This window comes from Mycobacterium sp. 29Ha (assembly GCF_032883055.1).
Taxonomy (GTDB): Bacteria; Actinomycetota; Actinomycetes; order Mycobacteriales; family Mycobacteriaceae; genus Mycobacterium; species Mycobacterium gallinarum.
Genome location: NZ_JAMQTI010000002.1, coordinates 62,419 through 84,249, shown reverse-complemented (window position 1 = coordinate 84,249; position 21,831 = coordinate 62,419). Strand labels below are relative to the sequence as shown.

The 21,831-nt window shown below is 66.4% G+C and carries 19 protein-coding genes; 14 read left to right on the top strand and 5 right to left on the bottom strand.

The features are described 5' to 3' along the window. Positions 1 to 7 precede the first annotated feature (7 nt). The 5 genes from ispG (at position 8) to M1248_RS02915 (ending at position 5,388) form a co-directional block, all read left to right on the top strand. Entirely contained in the window at positions 8 to 1,180 is a 1,173-nt protein-coding gene (gene ispG, locus M1248_RS02935) for a flavodoxin-dependent (E)-4-hydroxy-3-methylbut-2-enyl-diphosphate synthase (protein WP_163686077.1), read from the top strand. An 86-nt stretch (positions 1,181 to 1,266) separates the two neighbouring features. Further along, positions 1,267 to 2,121 (top strand): GNAT family N-acetyltransferase, encoded by an 855-nt coding sequence (locus M1248_RS02930; protein WP_163726238.1) that lies wholly within the window; start codon positions 1,267 to 1,269, stop codon positions 2,119 to 2,121. Between the two features lie 26 nt (positions 2,122 to 2,147). Beyond that, positions 2,148 to 2,807, top strand: a complete 660-nt coding sequence (locus M1248_RS02925) for a GNAT family N-acetyltransferase (RefSeq protein ID WP_163726241.1) — start codon at positions 2,148 to 2,150, stop codon at positions 2,805 to 2,807. 113 nt (positions 2,808 to 2,920) lie between these two features. Continuing rightward, positions 2,921 to 4,729 carry a penicillin-binding transpeptidase domain-containing protein gene (locus M1248_RS02920; protein ID WP_163726246.1) on the top strand — a complete coding sequence of 603 codons (1,809 nt, stop codon included), beginning with the start codon at positions 2,921 to 2,923 and terminating at the stop codon, positions 4,727 to 4,729. 50 nt (positions 4,730 to 4,779) lie between these two features. Then, positions 4,780 to 5,388: a DUF1707 domain-containing protein gene (locus M1248_RS02915; RefSeq protein ID WP_163726249.1), complete on the top strand. Its 609-nt coding sequence runs from the start codon at positions 4,780 to 4,782 to the stop codon at positions 5,386 to 5,388. Here the strand turns inward: M1248_RS02915 and M1248_RS02910 are convergent. Next, positions 5,381 to 6,511 (bottom strand): sulfotransferase, encoded by a 1,131-nt coding sequence (locus M1248_RS02910; protein ID WP_317147672.1) that lies wholly within the window; start codon positions 6,509 to 6,511, stop codon positions 5,381 to 5,383. The two genes, M1248_RS02915 and M1248_RS02910, sit on opposite strands and share 8 nt — an antisense overlap. A 47-nt stretch (positions 6,512 to 6,558) precedes the next feature. Beyond that, positions 6,559 to 7,590 (bottom strand): DUF1214 domain-containing protein, encoded by a 1,032-nt coding sequence (locus M1248_RS02905; RefSeq protein WP_410506613.1) that lies wholly within the window; start codon positions 7,588 to 7,590, stop codon positions 6,559 to 6,561. An 82-nt stretch (positions 7,591 to 7,672) separates the two neighbouring features. Between M1248_RS02905 and M1248_RS02900 the strand changes: the two genes are divergently transcribed. From M1248_RS02900 to M1248_RS02880, 5 genes are all read left to right on the top strand, one after another. Beyond that, positions 7,673 to 8,275 carry a TetR family transcriptional regulator gene (locus M1248_RS02900; protein WP_317147500.1) on the top strand — a complete coding sequence of 201 codons (603 nt, stop codon included), beginning with the start codon at positions 7,673 to 7,675 and terminating at the stop codon, positions 8,273 to 8,275. A 28-nt stretch (positions 8,276 to 8,303) separates the two neighbouring features. Further along, positions 8,304 to 9,161: a type I methionyl aminopeptidase gene (map, locus tag M1248_RS02895; protein WP_163686070.1), complete on the top strand. Its 858-nt coding sequence runs from the start codon at positions 8,304 to 8,306 to the stop codon at positions 9,159 to 9,161. A gap of 73 nt (positions 9,162 to 9,234) precedes the next feature. Continuing rightward, positions 9,235 to 10,722, top strand: coding sequence for a cobyric acid synthase (locus M1248_RS02890; RefSeq protein WP_317147499.1), 1,488 nt, complete (start codon positions 9,235 to 9,237; stop codon positions 10,720 to 10,722). Then, the gene (locus M1248_RS02885) at positions 10,719 to 11,381 is read left to right on the top strand and encodes a hypothetical protein (RefSeq protein WP_163726273.1); all 663 of its coding nucleotides are present in this window, start codon (positions 10,719 to 10,721) and stop codon (positions 11,379 to 11,381) included. Before M1248_RS02890 ends, M1248_RS02885 begins: the two co-directional genes overlap by 4 nt. 62 nt (positions 11,382 to 11,443) lie before the next feature. After that, the gene (locus M1248_RS02880; RefSeq protein WP_163726276.1) at positions 11,444 to 12,007 is read left to right on the top strand and encodes an alpha/beta fold hydrolase; all 564 of its coding nucleotides are present in this window, start codon (positions 11,444 to 11,446) and stop codon (positions 12,005 to 12,007) included. A gap of 2 nt (positions 12,008 to 12,009) precedes the next feature. Here M1248_RS02880 and ngg read toward each other — a convergent pair whose 3' ends face one another. The 3 genes from ngg to M1248_RS02865 all read right to left on the bottom strand — a co-directional run bounded on the left by ngg (position 12,010) and on the right by M1248_RS02865 (position 17,329). Beyond that, positions 12,010 to 13,767 (bottom strand): N-acetylglutaminylglutamine synthetase, encoded by a 1,758-nt coding sequence (gene ngg / locus M1248_RS02875; protein ID WP_317147498.1) that lies wholly within the window; start codon positions 13,765 to 13,767, stop codon positions 12,010 to 12,012. Positions 13,768 to 13,892: 125 nt separating this feature from the next. After that, positions 13,893 to 15,695 carry an N-acetylglutaminylglutamine amidotransferase gene (locus tag M1248_RS02870; RefSeq protein WP_317147497.1) on the bottom strand — a complete coding sequence of 601 codons (1,803 nt, stop codon included), beginning with the start codon at positions 15,693 to 15,695 and terminating at the stop codon, positions 13,893 to 13,895. Between the two features lie 62 nt (positions 15,696 to 15,757). Continuing rightward, positions 15,758 to 17,329 (bottom strand): amino acid permease, encoded by a 1,572-nt coding sequence (locus M1248_RS02865; RefSeq protein ID WP_163726284.1) that lies wholly within the window; start codon positions 17,327 to 17,329, stop codon positions 15,758 to 15,760. Positions 17,330 to 17,539: 210 nt separating this feature from the next. Between M1248_RS02865 and M1248_RS02860 the strand changes: the two genes are divergently transcribed. The 4 genes from M1248_RS02860 to M1248_RS02845 are packed head-to-tail and all read left to right on the top strand — an operon-like array spanning position 17,540 to position 21,825. Next, on the top strand, positions 17,540 to 18,907 hold the full coding sequence (locus M1248_RS02860) for a glutamine synthetase family protein (protein WP_163726286.1): 1,368 nt from the start codon (positions 17,540 to 17,542) through the stop codon (positions 18,905 to 18,907). Then, complete coding sequence (locus M1248_RS02855; protein ID WP_163726291.1) at positions 18,894 to 19,691, top strand: gamma-glutamyl-gamma-aminobutyrate hydrolase family protein; 798 nt, start codon at positions 18,894 to 18,896, stop codon at positions 19,689 to 19,691. The genes M1248_RS02860 and M1248_RS02855 overlap by 14 nt, the downstream gene beginning before the upstream one ends. Next, positions 19,688 to 21,052 (top strand): aldehyde dehydrogenase family protein, encoded by a 1,365-nt coding sequence (locus tag M1248_RS02850; protein ID WP_317147496.1) that lies wholly within the window; start codon positions 19,688 to 19,690, stop codon positions 21,050 to 21,052. The genes M1248_RS02855 and M1248_RS02850 overlap by 4 nt, the downstream gene beginning before the upstream one ends. Then, the gene (locus M1248_RS02845) at positions 21,049 to 21,825 is read left to right on the top strand and encodes a 3-oxoacyl-ACP reductase (protein WP_174262006.1); all 777 of its coding nucleotides are present in this window, start codon (positions 21,049 to 21,051) and stop codon (positions 21,823 to 21,825) included. Before M1248_RS02850 ends, M1248_RS02845 begins: the two co-directional genes overlap by 4 nt. Positions 21,826 to 21,831 lie beyond the last annotated feature (6 nt).

The following is a 21,831-nucleotide window of genomic DNA, read 5'->3' as shown; positions in this document are numbered from 1 at the left end:
AAGACTCGTGACCTCCACGCAAAGCATCGGTCTGGGGATACCGGCGCCACCGGCGCCGACCCTGTCCCCGCGCCGCAAGACGCGCCAGCTCATGGTGGGCGACGTCGGCGTGGGTAGTGACTATCCGATCGCCGTGCAGTCGATGTGCACCACGAAGACACACGACATCAACGCGACCCTGCAGCAGATCGCCGAGCTGACGGCCTCGGGCTGCGACATCGTGCGCGTCGCGTGCCCGCGACAGGAAGACGCCGACGCGCTGCCCGCGATCGCGAAGAAGTCGAAGATCCCCGTCATCGCCGACATCCACTTCCAGCCCAAGTACATCTTCGCCGCGATCGACGCGGGCTGTGCGGCGGTGCGCGTGAATCCCGGCAACATCAAGGAATTCGACGGCCGGGTCGGGGAAGTCGCCAAAGCGGCAGGGGCAGCGGGCATTCCGATCCGTATCGGCGTCAACGCCGGCTCGCTGGACAAGCGATTCATGGAGAAATACGGCAAGGCCACGCCGGAGGCGCTGGTCGAGTCCGCGCTCTGGGAGGCCTCGCTGTTCGAGGAGCACGGCTTCGGCGATATCAAGATCAGCGTCAAGCACAACGATCCCGTCGTCATGGTCGCGGCCTACGAACTGCTGGCATCGAAGAGCGACTACCCGCTGCATCTCGGCGTGACCGAGGCCGGGCCGGCGTTCCAGGGCACCATCAAGTCCGCTGTCGCGTTCGGAGCGCTGCTGTCCAAGGGCATCGGCGACACCATCCGTGTCTCGCTGTCCGCGCCGCCCGCCGAAGAGGTCAAGGTCGGCAACCAGATCCTCGAATCGCTGAATCTGCGGCCGCGTGGTCTGGAGATCGTGTCGTGCCCGTCGTGTGGCCGCGCGCAGGTCGACGTCTACACCCTGGCCAACGAGGTGACCGCCGGTCTGGAAGGCATGGAGGTTCCGCTGCGCGTCGCGGTCATGGGCTGCGTCGTGAACGGCCCGGGTGAGGCGCGCGAGGCCGACCTCGGCGTGGCGTCCGGCAACGGTAAGGGCCAGATCTTCGTCAAGGGTGAGGTCATCAAGACCGTTCCCGAGCACCAGATCGTCGAGACGCTGATCGAAGAGGCGATGCGCATCGCCGAAGAAATGGGCCCGGCGTCCGGATCAGACGCCAGCGGTTCGCCGGTCGTGACCGTAAGCTGAGGGGGACCCTGTGAGCACGGAGCCGCTCCGGCGGCGACATTGAGCGGGGTCACCGCACCGTCACGGATCGGTTAGAAAGAGTCTCCATGTCGGCTCCTCCGCTGTTTCGCCGCGTCGATGAACGACGGGTTTCTTTGGTACGCGAAGCGGGTGAGGTGTACCGCGTCCTGGACGAAGATCCGGTCGGCAGCTGCATGGTGGCATCGCGAGTGGTCGAGCACGGCATCGAACCCGCAGCGATCGGCGGCGAGCTGTGGACCCGTCGGCGTCCCACCGAATCCCTCTGTTACGCAGGGGCGAACCTGATCCCGCTGCGCGGCGGCGTCGACGACATGTATGCGTTCGCCGACAAGGCGATGAGCGCCGCTCGGCGTTGTTCGTCTCTGGTCGGCCGCGCCGAGATGGTGCTCCCGATGTGGCAGCGGCTCGAGCACGCCTGGGGCGCTGCCCGCGACGTGCGCGAGCATCAACCGCTGATGGCGCTGAGCACTCCACCCATCTGCGCGATCGACCCGCATGTCCGCCAGGTACGTGCCGACGAGCTCGATGCATACCTGGTCGCGGCCATCGACATGTTCATCGGCGAGGTCGGCATCGACCCGCGGATCGGTGACGGCGGCCGCGGCTACCGGCGCCGCGTCGCGGGGTTGATCGCCGCCGGCCGCGCGTGGGCCCGCTTCGAACGCGGCCAGGTGGTCTTCAAGGCGGAGGTCGGCTCCCAGTCGCCGTCCGTCGGCCAGATCCAGGGCGTATGGGTGCATCCCGATTGGCGCGGTCACGGGATCGGCACCGCGGGCACGGCGACCCTGGCGTCGGCGGTCGTCCGTAGTGGCCGCACCGCGAGCTTGTACGTCAACAGCTTCAACACCGTGGCCCGCGCCACCTATGACCGGATTGGCTTCACCCAGGTCGGCACGTTCGCGACCGTTCTGCTCGACTGATTCTCGCGTGCCTCTACGCTCGGGGCATGACTGACGACGATCCCAGAGTTGCGCGCCGCGAAATCGCCGACGCGCTGGTGCGCGCGCTCGAGCAGCGTCATGAGCTACTCGATGTCGTCGTGAAAGCCGAGGACTACGACGCCGCGATCGGGGCAATCGCAAGCCATCTCGGCACCTCGACCTCCGCTGCCGAGGCCGTGCTGCGGTTGTCGTTCGATCGGCTCACCAAGGTTTCGCGCCGGAAAATCGCGGCCGAACTCGAGGACCTGAACAATCAGCTGAGCTTCACCAGGGGTGAGCCCGCGAGTTCGGTCGATGCCATAGTGCTGCGGCCCTTCGCCGCCGACGCCGATCGCGACATCTTCGCCGCGCGCACCGCCGACGTACAGGAGGCGGGCGACGGTTCGCGTGCGCCCGCCGGCGAGCTCGAGGACGAGATCCAGGCCGGGCTGCAGCGCGTCGACGCCGAGGACGCGGCATGGCTGGTCGCGATCCACGGTCCGCAGAAGATCGGCATGGTCTTCGGCGATCTCGTCGCCGGTGAGGTCAACGTCCGGATCTGGATCCACCCGGACTACCGCAAGCAGGGCTACGGCACCTCGGTGCTTCGCAAGTCGCGCTCGGAGATGGCCGCCTATTTCCCTGCCGTGCCGTTGGTGGTCCGGGCGCCGGCCGCGGGCGCGTAGCCCACATCGAAATCAACGATTTGCAGGCCTGCTCTCGGACTTTCTCTGCAATTCGTGGAATTCGTTGCGCGCCTCCACGATCTTGAGGTCTCGGATTCGTAACATCTGCCTCAATGGCAACTTCAGTATCACGTGTTACCGCCCTCCTGATGGTCGCGGCGGTGGTCATCACCTTCGGGCCGGCCTGTACACCCAAGCCCGACGGGCCCGAGCCGACGGCTGAGCAGTTCTTCGCCGCGTTGATCGCCGGGGACACCGGTGCCGCCGCCGAATTGAGTGACCGGCCCGCCGATGCGCGCCAAGCGCTCAACAACGCGTGGGCCGGCCTGCAGGCCACCCACCTCGACGCCCAGATCCTCAGCTCGAAGTACGCCGAGGACACCGGCAGTGTCGCCTACCGCTACACCTGGCATCTGCCCAAGGACCGCATGTGGACCTACGACGGGCAGCTCAACTTGGTCCGCAACGAGGGCCGATGGGAAGTGCGCTGGAGTGCCACCGGCCTGCACCCGAAGCTCGGCGAGAACCAGACGCTGGCGCTGCGCGCCGACCCGCCCCGGCGGGCCTCGGTCAACGAACGCGGCGGCACCGACGTCCTGGTGCCCGGCTACCTCTACAGCTTCTCGCTCGACGCGCAGGCGGCGGCCGGTTCGCTGATGACGACGTCACGCGCGGTCGTCGATGCGCTGCGGCCGTTCGACAACACGCTGGATCCGCAGCGCCTCGCCGAGCAGGCAAGTTCGTCGAAGAAGCCGATGTACCTGATCACGCTTCGGCAGTCCGACCACGACCGGGTGGCGGGCGCGATCGGGCAGCTGCCCGGCGTGGTGATCACGGCGCAGGCCGAATTGCTGCCGACCGATGAGACATTCGCGCCTGCGATCGTCAACGAGGTCAAGAAGGCGGTGGTCGACGAGCTCGACGGGCAAGCCGGATGGCGCGTGGTGAGCGTCAATCAGAACAACGTCGATGTCGACGTGCTCAACGAGGTGGCGGGCGAGCCGGCGCCGTCGATCACGATCAGCCTCGACCGGGCCGTGCAGAACGCCGCGCAGAACGCCGTCAACTTCACCGGTAAGCCCGCGATGATCGTGGCGATCAAGCCGTCCACCGGCGAGATCCTGGGCGTCGCGCAGAACGCCTCGGCCAACGCGCAGGGGCCGCTGGCCACCACGGGCCTGTACCCGCCGGGGTCGACGTTCAAGATGGTCACCGCGGGGGCGGCGATGGAGCGTGACATGGCCACGCCCAACACGCTGCTGCCCTGCCCGGGCACCATGGACATCGGCCATCGCACCGTGCCCAATTACGGTGGGTTCGATCTCGGCACCGTGCCGATGTCGCGGGCGTTCGCCAGTTCGTGCAACACGACCTTCGCAGAACTGGCCAGCCGCATGCCGCCGCGCGGGTTGACGCAGGCAGCCGCCAAGTACGGCATCGGCACGGATTACACGATCGAGGGTATGACCACCGTCACCGGCTCGGTACCGCCGACGGTGGACCTCGCCGAACGTACCGAGGACGGCTTCGGCCAGGGCAAGGTCGTCGTCAGCCCCTTCGGCATGGCACTGGCGGCGGCGACCGTCGCAGCCGGGAAAACGCCTGTGCCACAACTGATCGAAGGCCGCCAAACCCAGGTCACCGGCGATCAGACCCCGATAAGTCCGAAGATTCTCGACGGCCTGCGGCCGATGATGCGGTTGGTTGTCACCAACGGCACTGCCAAGGATCTCCAGGGCGCGGGTGACGTGCGGGGTAAGACCGGTGAGGCGGAGTTCGCGGGTGGCTCGCATTCGTGGTTCGCCGGCTACCGCGGCGACATGGCGTTCGCGGCGCTGATCGTCGGCGGCGGATCCTCGGAGTACGCGGTGCGGATGCTCAAGCTCATGTTCGACTCGCTGCCGCCGAGCTACCTGGCCTGAGCCCGCATGGGTTCGATCCCAAACGGCCGCGGCGGTACCGTTGAACCGTTATGACAGGGCTCGACGACCACTCTGGGACGCGCATCTCCGACGCGCAGGCAGCGATGCGCATCTCCGATGCGGATCGCAACGGGACGTTGCGCCGGCTGCACAACGCCGTCGCCCTCGGGCTGATCGACATCGACGAATTCGAGGAGCGCTCGGCGTTGGTGTCGAGTGCGCGGCTGCACACCGACCTCGACAACCTCGTCGGTGATCTACCCGGACCTGGCGCTATCGTCACGACGGCCACCGACCGCGTGGAGTTGCGGGGCGTGCTCGGTTCGCTCAAGCGCCAGGGGGAGTGGACCGTGCCGACGCGGTTGGCGTTACATCGGCGGGTGGGCTCGGTTGACCTCGACCTGACCAAAGCGCGCTTCGCAGGGTCCATCGTCGTGGTGGAACTCGACCTGAAGTTCGGTGGGCTCGACCTTCGGCTGCCCGACGGCGCCAGCGCATCGATCGACGACGTCGAGGTGGTCGTCGGTAGCGCTCACGATCACCGCAAGGACGCACCCGCCGAAGGCAATCCGCACGTCATCCTCACCGGCAAGGTGGTCTGCGGATCCGTCGACATTCGTGGGCCGCGTAAAGGGCTGCGCTTCGGGCGCATCACTTGAGCGGTTCGTCGGGGACCCCGAACCGCTGCTGATATTCGCGCACCTGCTCACGCACCGCACCGGCATCAAGCCCCGTGTCGTCCCACGTGTAGCGGCCACCGCCGCCGTCGCCGGGGTGGGCGGCCAGGAACGCGCGCATGTTCTGCTCGGCGACGGGCGAAAGTTCGCGTCCGAGTTCGGCATACAGCGCGCGAATGGTGGTGAACGGGTCGCGGATGAAATCGGCGAACTGTACGTCGACGATCCGATGTCCGGCCAGCGCCTCTGAATCCCGCAGTTTCATCCCCCGTTCGAGGCCGACCACGATCTCTTCGCATGACTGCCCCGCGCAGTCGGTGATCGAACTGTCGTCGGACGCGAGACGGCGCAGGTGGTGGGTCAGTGCGCTGATCGACGAGATCACGTTGAGCGGGTCGCGGTGGTTCTGCACGATGACCGCGTCGGGATATTCGGCGACCAGCGCGTCGAGCTGCCACAGATGCGCGGGCGACTTCAGCAGCCATGAACAGGATCCGCCGGGCACCCCGGATTGCAGGTGCTGCAGGAACGTTCGGTGATAGCGATAGGCAGGGCGGTAGTCGGCGTCGTACAGGAGCCACCGGTAGTACGTCGGCAGGCGGTACTGCACGGAGAAGATCATGCTGCAGAACTGGCCCGCGGTGATCCGTACACACTCCTGGCCATGAAGTGCGCCCATCGGATGGAACGCCAGTAGTCCGGGAACGATCTGCTCGGACATCTCGATGCTCGCCTGGGTTTCGGCGATGCGGGGGTCAGTGGCATACGTCTCCGGCCGGGGTAGGGGGTGTGGGTTGTCCACCTCCCAGGTCAGCGGGGGCCGAAGCTCGGGGTCCTGCGCGAGGAGGTCGAACAGGATCGTGGTGCCGGTGCGTGGCTGCCCGACGATGAATATGGGCCTGCTGATCTGCTGGGCGGCAACGGCGGGATTCTCCTTGCGCCACTTGGTGATCTGCAGTCGGCTGACCATGGGCCGGATGATGTCGAGCACCGCGATCTCGACGCCGAGATCGTTCAGGCGTGCCTCGGTGACCAGTCCGTCGCACAACAGATTGAGCCCTTCGCGCCAACTGTCGTCGCCGCCGAAGTCGTCACTGCCCGCCATCTCGCACGCCTGCTCGACGAGCAGGTCGGGTTGGAAACGCTCGCCGGTCACGACACGGCCCCGCCGCGCCGGACGCTGGTCTTGACCTCCGGTGGGGCGGGGTTGTCGAGCCATCGGAGCACGACGAAGCCCCTGCGCCGACCGCCGGTGTCCAGCCAGTGGCCATGACCGAAGTCTTTGGCGCCGATGGCAATTCGCACGGTACCGTCGTCGTCCGGCGCGACCCCCTTGTTGGTGACGGAGCTATGGCGATGCCGGGGTTCCAGGCACTCGTGCCAGATGCTCTCCAGCGTCACGTTCCAATACCGCGTGTCGGGTGGCTGGATCTCGAGCACGAGCGACTCGTCGGGTTCGAGCCCAAAGGTGCCGATCATGTAGAGGTTGTCGGGTGTGGTGTCGGCGGCGCCGAGTTCGGCGGCCCCGGCGGTCATCAGCGTGTTCGGCTGATCGAGCAGTTCAGGCTTGATCGTGCGGTGCATCGTGGCCAGCTTGACGATCGTCCATGCCATCGCGGTGAACTGTTGTGCAGCAACGTCATCGGTGATCGGGCGCAGCGGGTCGGGATCGAGGGACTCGATACGCATGGTGGCGGGTTCTTCGGTCGCGACGTCGCCGATGTACTCGCGGACGACGATCGACGAGGCATCCTCCGGGATGGACACCCACTGCGCCGAACCGAGCACTTCGCTCGACGGCTCGGTGGGAGAGAACAGCAATTCGAACTTGCCGGAGTCGATTACGAGGTCGGTGTCGCTGACGTATCCCGACATCCGTCGCGGCGTCAGGCCGGTGCCGGCGAGCACCTGGTAGCCGAGGTAGGCGGTAGTGCCGCGGGTGCCGGTGACGCGGTAGGCGCGGTCGCCGCGGATCATCGCCAACAGGTAGCGGCCGTCGGGGTTGGGTCCCCCGATCATCCGAGTGTCGGGACACATGTCGAAGAATGCCGGTCGTTCGGGGTCGGCCTGGACGGACAGTTCCGAGCACAGTCCGATGATCTTCGCGACGACCTGGAGGCCCTCGATGAGCTCCCGCTCGTCGATTGCGTCCGCGGTCACCGACTTGGTGAGGTCGGCCAGCATCTGCTGAACCAACTGCCACGATTCCAGGGTTCTCGGCGCGGCCGTGTTGCCATCGATGTCCACAGTGAGACATAGTCTCATCATGGACGTCGTCTCATCGCAGAATTCGCGGGAAAGTCTGACGGTCCGCAGACAGCGGGCCACGCGGGCCCGCATCGCGACGGCGGCGGCGCAGCGAGTCGCCGAAAACGGCCTGGCCGGCGTGACGGTCGAGCAGATCGCGGCGGCGGCCGAGGTCGGGCGCGCCACGTTCTTCCGGTACTTCAGCTCGAAGGAGGACGCTGTCGCCGAGGGGATGACGACGCGCTGGCTCGATGCGATCACGGCGGTCATCGCCAAACAGCCGGCGGGGTTGTCGGCGAGCGACGCGGTGATCGCGGGGTTCGGCGACCTCGGCGACGGCTTCGAGGCGATCAGCGCCCAAGTACGTGACCTGGCCACATTGACCCGGTCATCGCCCGCGCTCAGCGCGTGGACGCTGCAGATCTATCTGCGCTACGAGGCCGTCATCGCGGACTTGGTGGCCCCGCGGATCGGTGATTTGACCGACGACGACCCGCGGCCGAGGCTCATCGGAGCGTTGGCCATGGCCTCGGTGCGCATCGCGCTGGACGACTGGCTGCTGCACGGCGGATCGCTGCCTGTCCGCGTGCGGTCGGCGCTGTCGGCGCTACGCATCGAGTAGGTCGGCCGCCGCCGACTATCCTGGCGTCATGCCTGTTCGTACCGCCCTTCGTCCCGGCGTGGTGTCACCGACGCTGCCGGTGCCCCGCTCGATCGTGCGCCCCGAATACGTGGGCAAGGCGACCGCGCAGGAGGGAAGCGAGCCGTGGGTGCAAACCCCCGAGGTGATCGAGAAGATGCGCGTCGCCGGACGCATCGCCGCCGCGGCGCTGGCCGAGGCGGGTAAGGCCGTCGCACCGGGCGTCACCACCGACGAGCTCGACCGCATCGCGCACGAGTACATGATCGACCACGGCGCGTATCCGTCGACTCTGGGCTACAAGGGCTACCCGAAGTCCTGCTGCACCTCACTGAACGAGATCATCTGCCACGGCATCCCCGACTCGACCGTGATCGAGGACGGCGACATCGTCAACATCGACGTCACCGCCTTCATCGATGGAGTGCACGGCGACACCAACGCCACCTTCCTGGCGGGCGACGTGTCCGAGGAGCACCGGCTGCTCGTCGAGCGCACCCACGAGGCCACCATGCGGGCGATCAAGGCCGTCAAGCCGGGACGCGCCCTGTCGGTCGTCGGCCGTGTCATCGAGTCGTACGCAAACCGGTTCGGCTACAACGTGGTTCGTGACTTCACCGGCCACGGCATCGGCACCACATTCCACAACGGGCTCGTGGTGCTGCACTACGACCAGCCCGCCGTGCAGACGGTGCTCGAACCGGGAATGACGTTCACGATCGAGCCGATGATCAACCTCGGTGCGTTGGACTACGAGATCTGGGATGACGACTGGACCGTCGCGACCAAGGACAAGAAGTGGACCGCGCAGTTCGAACACACGCTGGTGGTCACCGAGGACGGCGCCGAGATCCTGACCCAGTTGTGACTGGACACTTCGCGAGTGTGAAACCACTGCGACTTTTCGGCCGATTTTTCGCAGTGAGTTCACACCCGGCGTCATGAGCGGAGCGATGCTCGTCGCCGGCACCACGTCTGATGCCGGCAAGTCCATGGTCGTCGCGGGGCTGTGTCGACTGTTGGCCCGCAAGGGCATTCGCGTTGCGCCCTTCAAGGCGCAGAACATGTCGAACAATTCCGCGGTCACGGTCGAGGGCGGGGAGATCGGCCGAGCCCAGGCCATGCAGGCCCGCGCGGCGGGCTTGGCTCCGAGCGTGCGCTTCAACCCGGTGCTGCTCAAACCGGGCAGCGACCGCACCTCGCAACTGGTGGTCCGCGGAAAAGCGGTGGACACTGTGGGCGCCCGGGATTACTTCACCCACCGCGAGCAGCTAGCGGCCGTGGTTGCCGACGAATTACGATCTCTGAGAACAGAATTCGACGTCGTGATAGTCGAAGGTGCCGGCTCGCCCGCCGAGATCAACCTGCGCGCGACCGACATCGCGAACATGGGGCTGGCCCGTGCGGCGCAGCTGCCGGTCGTGGTCGTCGGCGACATCGACCGCGGCGGACTGCTGGCCCATCTGTACGGCACTGTCGCCGTTCTCGAACCTGAGGATCAGCGACTCATCTGCGGGTTCCTCGTCAACAAGTTCCGTGGCGACCCCGCACTGCTGGCGCCGGGCCTCACACAGCTGCAGGAGCTGACCGGCCGACCGACATACGGCGTGATCCCGTACAGCGAGGGGCTGTGGCTGGACGCCGAGGACTCCGTCTCCGTGCTCACCCATCGCGTGGTCGGCGATCCGCAGCCCCCTCGCGGACAGGACTGGCTGCGAGTCGCCGCCGTCCGGCTGCCGCGCATCTCCAACTCGACCGACGTCGAGGCCCTGGCCTGCGAGCCCGGCGTGCTGGTGCGCTGGGCCGGGGACCCCGCCGACCTGGCAGACGCCGACGTCGTCGTCATCCCCGGTAGCAAGGCCACCGTCGGGGACCTGACCTGGTTACGGGAGCGCGGTCTGGCAGACGCCATCGAGGCGCACACCCGACGGGGAAAGCCCGTGCTCGGCGTGTGCGGGGGATTCCAGATGCTCTGCCGTCGCATCGACGACACCGTGGAGTCGGGGGCGGGTACCGTCGACGGGCTCGCGCTGCTCGACGCGGACATCGCGTTCGCACCTGTGAAGACGTTGCGCCACCACGAAGCCCCGTTGCACGGCTACGAAATTCACCACGGTCGCCTCAGCCGCTCAACCGAAGACGACTGGCTTGGCGTGGGGATTCGCAACGGCGCCGTATACGGCACCCATTGGCACGGCCTGCTCGACAACGACGGTGTGCGACGGCAATGGCTCAACGAGGTCGCTGCTGCCGCGGGGCGCAGCGAATTCGTCGTCGCGCGGGACGTCGACGTCCGCGCGCGTCGCGACGCCCAACTCGACGTGATGGCCGACCTGATCACCAGCCACGTCGACGTCGACGCCGTGATCGCCCTGCTGCAAAACGGTCCGCCGAAACTGCCGTCGATCGCCACTAGGCTGGCCCCATGACCTGGCGCAATATGCTGGTCCTTTTCGCCACGGCACTGCTGGTGGGTGGCTGCGCCCAACCGATCGCGGGCACGGCGACCTGGCCCGGTGCCCGGCTCGAGAACGTGCTGCTCACCCCCGCGGACTTTCCACCGGGCGTGCAATTCGAACGCATCGACCGCGAGCCCGGCCAGGCGGACGGCGCGGGCGCGCCGCCGGCCATGCTCTCGCGCCCGGAGGGCTGCTCGGAGGGGCTGACGCGGGCGATCGCCGAGTCGGCCGAGCGCGGACCAGGCAGCGCGGCGGAATACGTCGTCGCCTATGACGGCGCTCGGATGGCCATCACCGTGTTGACGTGGCGACTGGACCTCGAGAAGTTGGCGGCGGTCGCCGATCGGTGCGCAAAGTACGAGACGTTCTTCGATATGTCGACGCCCGGCATTCCGATGACGACGACGAGACTGCAGACGTCGCGCGCCGACGCGCTCGTTTACGAGCAGACCATGCGGTTGAGCGGCCAAACGGACAGTGTCTACTTCTCGTTCGAGAACATCGGGAACACCGCGGTGTTCGGAGTCGCGTTTCCGACACCCAACCCGTCGATCCCCGTCAAAGGTTCGCTGCCGCAAACGTTTCTGGAGACAACGGCAAAGCAGGCCGAGCGCGCGCAATCTGCGTGAACACCCTGTTTGCTCAAGGCGAAAACGACCCGCTCCCAGGTGACCGCCTGTAGCGTGGCGAAATGCCGCCCACCACAGTCACCGTCGACGGGTTCGGCGTGTCCGTCGACGTGGCCGGCCCCGAAAAAGGGTCCGTCGTCGTGGTCCTCGGTGCCGCCCACCATGCACCTGCGGCGTACGAACCGGTATGTCAACGGCTGCACACCGCGTCCCTTCGAACTGTGGTCATCGCACCGGACCCGCGGCTGACCGCCAAGACGGTGATCGAGGTCCTCGACGCACTCGACGTGAAGTGGGCGTTGTTGGTCGGTGACCGCGTCGGCGGGGAATTGGCGTGGGAGCTCGCGGCGACGCGGTTGGACCGGTTCATCGGGCTGGTGGTCATCGACCGCGGCCACCCGCGTGTCGCCGATCCCTCCGGTGTGGTCCGCGACGACTCGTGCCCGCCGGTGGAAATGAACACCACCGCGCTGGTCAGTACGCCCGCCGCACGCGCGGTCGCCAAAGCCAGCCAGCGCTACGTGTACGGCGACTACCGGATGGTCGACCTACTCGGCAGGCGCAATGCCCAGGAGTCCACGGCGCAGCTCGCCGCCGAGATCGTGATGCGCACGAGCACCTGGTAGGTCTAGCTGGTGGGCACCTCGTCGGGCGTCCAGGCCTGCGGCAACGCGGGACTGCCCGGGAAGAGGAAGTCGACGAAAGCCTTTGCGGTGGGCTGGGGCTCGTGGTTGGCCAGCCCGGGTCGCTCGTTGGCTTCGATGAACACGTAGTCGGGCGCGGTGACATCGGGAACCAACAGGTCGATGCCGGTCACGGGAATGCCGATCGCGCCGGCGGCCTTCACGGCGACCTCGCTCAGATGCGGGTTCACCACCGCCGTCACATCGTGGATCGTGCCGCCCTGATGCAGGTTCGCCGTTCGGCGTACGCGCAGGGTGCGCCCTTCGGGCAGCACGTCGTCGAACGAGAAGCCCGCCTCGGCGACCGTCGCCTCGGTGACGTCGTCCATCGGAATGCGCGATTCGCCGCCGGTGGCGGCCGCGCGGCGTCGGCTCTGCGCCTCGATGAGTTCGCGAATCGTGTGGTGGCCGGTGCCGACGATTTCGGCGGGCTTGCGTAATGCAGCGGCCACCACCTTGCCGTCGATCACCACCAACCGCAGATCGTCTCCGGGTGCGCGCTGCTCGATCAGCACGTTGGGGTGCTCTTCCCGCGCCCGTGCCAGCGCCGCGTCCAACTCCTCGGTGCTGTTGACGCCGACGGTGATGCCCTTGCCCTGCTCCCCGCGGGTCGGTTTGACGACGACGTCGCCGACCTCTTCGAGGAACACGTGGTCCTGTTCGTCAAATGTGGCCAGACGTCCCTTGGGCACCTGGATTCCGGCTTCCGACACCAGGCGTCGGGTCAGCCTCTTGTCGTCGCATCGTGCCATCGCCACCGCGGAGGTGTACTCCGACAACGACTCCCGCGTGATGACGCTGCGGCCACCGTGTGACAGGCGCATCTCGCCGGCTCCCGCGTCGAGGACCTCGACCCAGATCCCGCGACGCATCGCCTCGTCGGCGATGATCCGCGCATACGGGTTCAGATCGTCGACGGTCTCCGGGGGATGGGTGAACAGCGGTTCGTTGATCGCGTTCTTCCGTTTGACGGCCATGACCGGAACGCGCTCAAAACCCAGCTTCTCGTACAGGCCGATGGCGGCCTCGTTGTCGTGAGCCACCGACAGGTCCATGTAGGCCCGGCCCCGCTCGCGGTACAGCGCGGCCAGCGCACGGGTGAGTGCCGCGCCGACACCCGGCAGGCTGGTGGCCGGATCGACGGCCAGCGTCCACAGGCTCGAACCGTTCTCCGGGTCGTCGAAGAGCCGCTTGTGGTCGACCCCGGTGACCGTGCCCACCAACGATCCGTCGTCGTCGCGAACCGCCACCAGGTAGTCGAGCGCATCGAGGTCTTCGCTGTTGTCCCACAGCACCTCAACGGGTGCGGGCACCATTCCGCAGCGCATGTAGACCCGATTGATGTCCTCGGCCTCCTCTCTACGCTCCAGCGATCGCACGGTGAACCCGGTGGGTGCCGTGCGCTGAGCGTCGTCGTCGGAGAACCGCAGCCGATAGGTGTGACTGGGGTCGATGAACAACTCGGCGGGCGCCATCGCGACGAGCACGTGTGGCTCCCGGGCGTACATACAGATGTCGCGACGACCATGCCCCTCTTGCCGCAACACCTCGGCGAGCTTCGCCGGGTCCGCGAACGTCTGCCCGAATATCAATCGGCCCCAGCCCATTTCGACGGCCACGTCGTCGGCCATTGCGTCGACCAAGTGCTGGGGCGATGCGTCGTGCAGTCCGAGAGTGATCGCTTCGGTGCTTTCGGGGTTCACGGGGCTGGATGTCGCCGGCCGTCCGGCTCCGGGGCTGGATGTCGCCGGCCTTCCGGCTCCGGGGCTGGATGTCGCCGGCCTTCCGGCTCCGGGGCTGGATGTCGCCGGCCTTCCGGCTCCGGCGGTCACGCCGCCGTCCCGTTGATCCCGTGGCGCTGCAGCCACAATTCCAGCAACCCGAGCTGCCAGAGTTCGTTGCCCCGGAGCGGGGTCAGGCGACCGTTCGGGTCGGCCAGCAGGTGGTCGACCGCGTCGGGGCGGAATAGCCCGCGCTCCTTGGCGACCGGAGCGTAGAGCGCATCGCGCACCAGCTCGAGGTACGGACCCTCCAGGTGGGTCAGCGCCGGCACCGGGAAGTAACCCTTGGGACGGTCGATGACCTCGGCGGGGATCACCCGTCGGGCAGCCTGCTTGAGCACGCCCTTGCCGTCGTGTGCGATCTTCAGCGCGGGTGGGCATGTGGCGGCCAGCTCGACGAGCTCGTGATCCAGGAATGGCACCCGGCCCTCCAGGCCCCAGGCCATCGTCATGTTGTCGACGCGCTTGACAGGGTCGTCCACCAGCATCACCGTGGTGTCGAGCCGAAGGGCGCGGTCGATGCCGGTGGCCGCGCCGCGGTGCGCGAAGTGCTCGGTGACGAACTCTCCGCTGGGGTCGCTTTCCACGAGATAGTCCGACGTGACGAGTGCGGCGACGCCGGCGGGGTCACGGTCGAAGAACGCGGCGCGGTAGCTGGCCACCGCGCTGTCCAGCGATGTGGCGTCGGCCATCGGCGGATACCAGTGGTAGCCGGCGAACACCTCGTCGGCGCCCTGCCCGGACTGGACCACCTTGACGTACTTGGCCACTTCTTGGCCGAGCAGATAGAACGCAACGCAGTCGTGGCTGACCATCGGCTCGCTCATGGCGCCGATCGCGCCGTCGAGCGCGGGCAGCATCCGGTCGGTACCGATGCGGATCTGATGGTGGTCGGTGCCGAAGCGCTCGGCGATGATGTCGGAGTACGTGAACTCGTCGCCCGCCACGCCGCCCACTGACTCGAAGCCGATGGAGAATGTCGCCAGACCATGCTGACCCGCTTCGGCGAGCAGTCCGACGATCAGGCTGGAGTCGACCCCACCGGAGAGCAGGCAGCCGACCGGCACATCGGCGACCAGCCGGCGGTCGACCGCGACGCGCAGCGACTCCAAAACCGCGTCCTCCCAGTCACGTTCGGACCAGTCGGCGCGATCGGCATGCGGAGTGAAATCGGGTTCCCAGTACGTGGTGGTCGTGCGCCGGCCATCGGGCTCGATCGCGACCAGGGTCGCGGGCGGCACCTTGCTCACGCCGCGCAGGATCGTGCGCGGCGGCGGGACGACCGAGTGGAACGACAGGTAGTGATGCAGCGCCAACGGATCGATGCGGGTGTCGACCCCGCCGCCGGCGAGCAGTGCGGGCAGTGACGACGCGAACCGGATCCGCGACGCGTCCTCGGTGAGATACAGCGGCTTGATGCCCAGCCGATCGCGGCCGAGCAGCACCCGTCCGCTGTCGCGTTCGACGATCGCGAACGCGAACATGCCGTAGAGGCGGTCGACGAAACGGTCGCCCCAGTGGTGATATGCCTTGAGCAACACCTCGGTGTCACTGTGCGAGAAGAACCGGTACCCGTGCTGCTCGCTCAGCTCGCGGCGCAACTGCTTGTAGTTGTAGATGCAGCCGTTCCACGCAATGGCCAGCCCGAGCTCGGAGTCGACCATCGGCTGTGCGCCGGCTTCGGACAGATCGATGATTTTCAGGCGACGATGACCAAGCGCGACCCGACCCTGCGACCACACGCCTGCGGCGTCGGGACCGCGCGGTTCCATGGCCTCGGCCATAGCCGAGACCGCAGTGATATCAGGTGAATGGCCGTCGAGTCGCACCTCGCCGGTGGCTCCGCACACGCATGGGACTTTACCCGAGTTGACGGATGGGAAACCTGGTCGCCAGCTCAGCGACGTGTGAGCTAGGAAACACCTTCCAACTGCTCGCCGGTTTCGTCCACTTGCCTGACCGGGCCGGTGAACCACTTCTTCACCGACACGTGCCAGTAGATGTAGAGAAGGATCAGCACGCCGCCGACCAGAAGTGGGGTGTAGTTGACGTACTTCCATTCGAAGGCGTCCCCCCACGGCACACCGCCCGAGGATGTCGGGAACATCGCGATGATCGAGGTGATGATGATCTCGACGACAGCGACGGGAGCCATCCACTTGTGGTGGCCCCGCAGGTTCCACCGACCCACCTTGAAATCGTCGCCCATCCGCCAGCGCAAGTAGATCGGCACCGCGAAGCACAGATAGAGGCCGACGACGCCGATCGAGACCACCGCGAAGAAGGCCACTGGGACCGGGGCGCCGTTGATGTCGACCTCGACGAGCGCGGGGAGCGTGATGGTAGCCGCGAGGACTGCGGTGATGATGACGCCGTTGGCGGGGATCTTGTTCTTGCTCACCTTGGACCACAGCTGGTGTCCGGGAACCGCACGGTCGCGGCTGAACGCGAACAACATCCGCGACGCGCTCGTCTGGCACGCCGTGGTGCAGAAGAACTGCCCGGCCGTTGAGATCAGCAGGATGATCGCGACCCACTGTGAGTCCAGCGCCTGGTTGAAGATGCCGACGACCGCACCACCGCCTGCGGACACCGCGTCGGAGTCGTTGACGGCGAACAGGAACGTCAACAGCAGGATCCAGCCGCCGATCGCCGAGTAGAAGATCGACCGCCAAATGCCTTTGGCTGCACCGTCTGCCGCACTCTTGGTCTCCTCGGAGAGATGCGCCGACGCGTCGTAGCCGGTGATCGTGTACTGCGTCAGGATCGCCGAGATCGGCAGCACGAACAGCAATACACCGATGCCCGACATCTCGCCGCCGAACATCCCGCTGTTGTTGATGGTCTTGGCGAAGACGTCCGAGAAGCTGGCGTGCTGGTCGGGCAGCAGCCAGAGGATCAGGATCACCGCCGCCGCGCCCGCGACGTGCCACCAGACTGAGATGTTGTTGATGACGGCGAGCAGGTGCGAGGAGAAGATGTTGATGGTCGCCGAGATGGCCAGGATGATCACGAACAGCATGAACGTCCGAGTCAGGCTGTATCCCGCGAGCCAGGTCTCACTGAAAGTGCCGAGCGTGAGGTCGAGGAACGTCGCGCAGCCGTACGCCACCGAAGCCAAGATGGCGATCAACCCGATCAGATTGAGCCAGCCGGTGTAGAAACCGGCCTTGGGACCGCCGAGTTTGGCTGCCCACCAATAGATTCCGCCCGATGTCGGATACGCCGACACGAGTTCGGACATGCACAACCCGATGATGAGGATGAACACCGAGACGATCGGCCAGCCCCATGCGATCGCGGCCGGGCCGCCGTTGTTCCAGCCGAGGCCGAAGGAGGTGAAGCAGCCCGCCAGGATTGAGATGATCGAGAACGAGATCGCGAAGTTGGAAAAACCGGACCACGATCGGTTCAGCTCCTGTGTATAGCCGAGGCTGGCGAGATGTCGTTCGTCCTCATTGAGATATTCGTGACCTTCTGGCACGGCGGGTTCTCCTTCGCGATCTTCGAGCGCTTCGCGGCTTGCAGTGGGGCGGGACTGGCGCTCACTGAGTAGGGACAATAGAGTGCCATTGGTCGGCTGTCCTACCTTTGGAGTGACATTTCTGTTAAGGAATCACCGAGAAGGCCCCGCCGAGCAAACTCCAATGGTTGGCTGCCGGTCATCGTCGGTACTCGAGAGGAAGGTTCCGCAATGAGCCAGAACCCCGGCATGTTGTCGCAAGCCGACCTCGAAAAGCTGGTGGCCGACGGGGACATCGACACCGTCATCCTGGCGTTCTGCGATATGCAGGGGCGGCTCACCGGCAAGCGCGTGTCGGCGCGATTGTTCGTCGAAGACGTCGCCGAGCATGGCGCGGAGTGCTGCAACTACCTGTTGGCCGTCGACGTCGACATGAACACCGTCGACGGGTACGCGATGTCGAGTTGGCAGACCGGCTACGGCGACATGGTCATGAAGCCCGACTTCTCGACGCTGCGACGCGTGCCCTGGCTGCCGGGCACCGCACTGGTGATGGCAGACCTGGAGCGCGTCGACGGCGACCCGGTGACCCCTGCGCCACGCAGCATCCTCAACCGCCAGATCGACCGGCTGTCCGAGCTCGGTCTGGTGCCCTACGTGGGCACCGAGCTCGAGTTCATGGTGTTCGAGGATTCCTACCGCGACGCCTGGACGAAGGGCTACCGCAACATGACGGCGGCCTCGGACTACAACGTCGACTACGCGATGCACGCGTCGACCCGAATGGAGCCGCTGCTTCGCGACATCAGGCTCGGCATGACCGGCGCGGGAATGTACTGCGAGGGCGTGAAGGGCGAATGCAACCTCGGGCAGCAGGAGATCGCCTTCCGCTACGACCACGCGAGGGTGACGTGTGACAACCACACGATCTACAAGAACGGTGCCAAGGAGATTGCCGATCAACACGGCAAGAGCCTGACGTTCATGGCGAAATTCGATGAGCGCGAAGGCAACAGTTGTCATATCCACATTTCGTTGCGGGGCGAGGACGGAAGCCCGGTGTTCGCCGATTCCGACGCGTCGGACGGAATGTCGTCGATGTTCCGCAGCTTCATCGCCGGCCAGCTGGCTACGCTGCGTGAGCTGACGCTGTTCTATGCACCGAACATCAACTCCTACAAGCGATTCGCCGAGGGCAGCTTCGCGCCTACGGCCATCGCGTGGGGGATGGACAACCGCACTTGCGCGCTGCGCGTGGTGGGGCACGGTCCGGGCATGCGGGTGGAATGCCGCGCGCCCGGCGGCGACGTCAACCAGTACCTGGCGGTGTCGGCGCTGATCGCCGGCGGCCTGCACGGTATCGAGCACGAGTTGGAGCTGCCGGAACCGTTCGAGGGCAACGCCTATACGAGTGGCGCCGAAAGCCTTCCGACCACGCTGACCGAGGCGGCGGCGCTGTTCGAGAAGTCCGACGTGGCCCGTGCGGCGTTCGGCGACGAGGTCGTGGAGCACTATCTCAACAACGCCCACGTCGAACTGACCGCGTACAACGCGGCCGTGACGGACTGGGAAAGGGTGCGGGGCTTTGAGCGGCTTTGACGCGAGAAGCGAAGGCGGAGCTGGGGCCAGCGCAGCGGCGCGCAGATCCCGCCCGGTCGTCGGATTGACCACGTATCTGCAGCAGGCGCAGACGGGTGTGTGGGACGTGCGCGCCAGCTTCCTGCCCGCCATCTATTTCGAGGGCGTCGGGCTGGCGGGCGGAATCTCGGTACTGCTGCCGCCGCAGCACGTCGACGACGAAATCGTCGACCGCGTGCTCGACGGACTCGACGGGCTGATCATCACCGGCGGGCGCGACGTCGATCCCGGCGCCTACGGACAGGATCGCCACCCTGCCACCGATGAGGCCAACGAGTACAACCGCCTTCGGGATGCATGGGAATTCGAACTACTCAAAGGGGCTATCCGGCGCGGCCTTCCCGTCCTGGGAATCTGCCGCGGCGCGCAGGTGCTCAACGTCGCCCTCGGCGGCACTCTGCATCAGCATCTGCCCGACGTCGTCGGCCATTCTGAGCACCAGAAGGGCAACGCAGTGTTCTCGACGTCGTCGATACGCACTGTGCCCGAAACGCGGCTGGCATCGCTGATCGGCGAGTCGTCCGACGCGCAGTGCTATCACCACCAGGCCATCGATCGCCTCGGTGACGGTCTGATCGTCAGTGCTCGCGACGCTGACGGCGTGATCGAGGCAGTCGAGTTCCCCGGCGACCGCTTCCTTCTCGCGGTCCAGTGGCATCCCGAGGAGACGCTGGACGATCTGCGGCTGTTCGCCGCGTTGGTCGAAGCCGCTGAGGCGTATTCGAGAGAAAAGGTGACCGTGTGACGGCTAGTGAGCTGATCAACCCCGCGACGGAGGAACTGCTGCGCACCGTAGAGCAGACCAGCCTCGCGGGTGTCGACGACGCGGTGGCGCGAGCCAAGGCCGCGCAACGCGATTGGGCACGTCTGGCACCCGGCGACCGGGCCGCCGCCCTGCGGTCGTTCGCCGCCGCGGTCGACGCGCACGTCGACGAGCTGGCCGCGCTGGAGGTCGCCAACTCCGGGCATCCGATCGGCAATGCGACGTGGGAGGCGGGCCACGTCCGCGACGTCCTGCAGTTTTACTCCGCGACACCGGAACGATTGTCGGGCAAACAGATTCCGGTGGCCGGCGGCCTGGACATCACCTTCGACGAGCCGCTGGGCGTCATCGGGGTGATCACGCCCTGGAATTTCCCGATGCCCATCGCGGTGTGGGGTTTCGCACCGGCCCTGGCAGCCGGGAACGCGGTACTGATCAAACCCGCCGAATGGACACCGCTGACCACGATCCGGATAGGCGAACTCGCCGTCGAGGCCGGCCTGCCTCCCGATCTGTTCCAGGTGTTGCCCGGAAAGGGGTCGGTGGTCGGTGAGCGGTTTGTCACCCATCCCGACGTCCGCAAGATCGTCTTCACCGGTTCCACCGAGGTCGGCACCCGCGTGATGGCGGGTGCCGCGGCTCAGGTCAAGAGGGTCACCCTCGAGCTGGGCGGCAAGAGCGCAAACATCGTGTTCGACGATTGCGATCTGGACAAGGCTGCGGCCACCGCGCCCTACGGGGTTTTCGACAACGCCGGGCAGGACTGCTGTGCACGTAGCCGGATCCTGGTGCAGCGCAATGTTTACGACCGTTTCATGGAGCTGCTCGAACCTGCGGTCAAGGGCATCGCAGTCGGTGATCCGGCTGCCAAAGGCACCGAGATGGGCCCGCTGGTGTCGAAGTCGCATTGGGAGTCCGTGGTCTCCTATGTGCCCGACGACGCACCGGTCGCGTTCCGCGGCGACGCGCCGTCGGGGCCCGGCTACTGGTTCCCCCCGACCGTGCTGACCCCGGAGCGCTCCGACCGCACGGTGCGTGAGGAGATCTTCGGCCCGGTCGTCGCGGTGCTGCCGTTCGAGGACGAGGCCGACGCGATTGAACTCGCCAACGACACCCCCTACGGCCTTTCCGGGTCGATCTGGACGGACAACCTGTCGCGGGCCGTGCGGGTGTCCCGCGCGGTGGAGTCTGGCAACCTGTCGGTCAATTCACACTCGTCGGTGCGGTACAACACGCCCTTCGGCGGGTTCAAGCAATCAGGTCTTGGCCGCGAACTCGGGCCCGATGCGCCGCTGTCATTCACTGAAACCAAGAACGTCTTCTACGCGATCGGAGATGCGTGATGGATCTGACCCAGCGCCTGGCGGGCAAGGTCGCCGTGATCACCGGCGGCGCCAGCGGGATCGGGCTGGCGAGCGCCAAACGCATGCGCGCCGAAGGCGCCACCATCGTCATCGGTGACATCGACCCGACGACCGGGAAGTCCGTGGCAGACGACCTCAACGGAACCTTCGTCCAGGTGGATGTCTCAGATCAGGCCGCGGTGGATGCCCTGTTCGATACGGCCGCCGAGACGCACGGTTCTGTCGACATCGCCTTCAACAACGCGGGTATCAGCCCGCCAGAAGACGACCTCATCGAGACCACGGGCATCGACGCATGGCAACGGGTGCAGGACATCAACCTGAAGTCGGTGTTCTTCTGTTCCAAAGCCGCACTGCGCCACATGGTTCCGCAGCAGAAAGGTTCGATCATCAACACCGCGTCGTTCGTCGCGGTGATGGGGTCGGCGACATCGCAAATCTCCTATACCGCATCCAAAGGCGGCGTCCTCGCAATGTCCCGTGAACTGGGAGTGCAGTTCGCGCGTCAGGGGATTCGAGTGAACGCACTGTGCCCCGGACCGGTGAACACACCGCTGCTGCAGGAACTGTTCGCGAAGGATCCCGAACGCGCGGCCCGCCGACTGGTCCACATTCCGGTCGGCCGGTTCGCCGAGCCGGAGGAGCTGGCCGCGGCCGTCGCATTCCTGGCCAGCGACGACTCGTCGTTCATCACCGGGTCGACCTTCCTGGTCGACGGCGGCATCAGCTCGGCGTACGTGACCCCCCTCTAGAGGCCC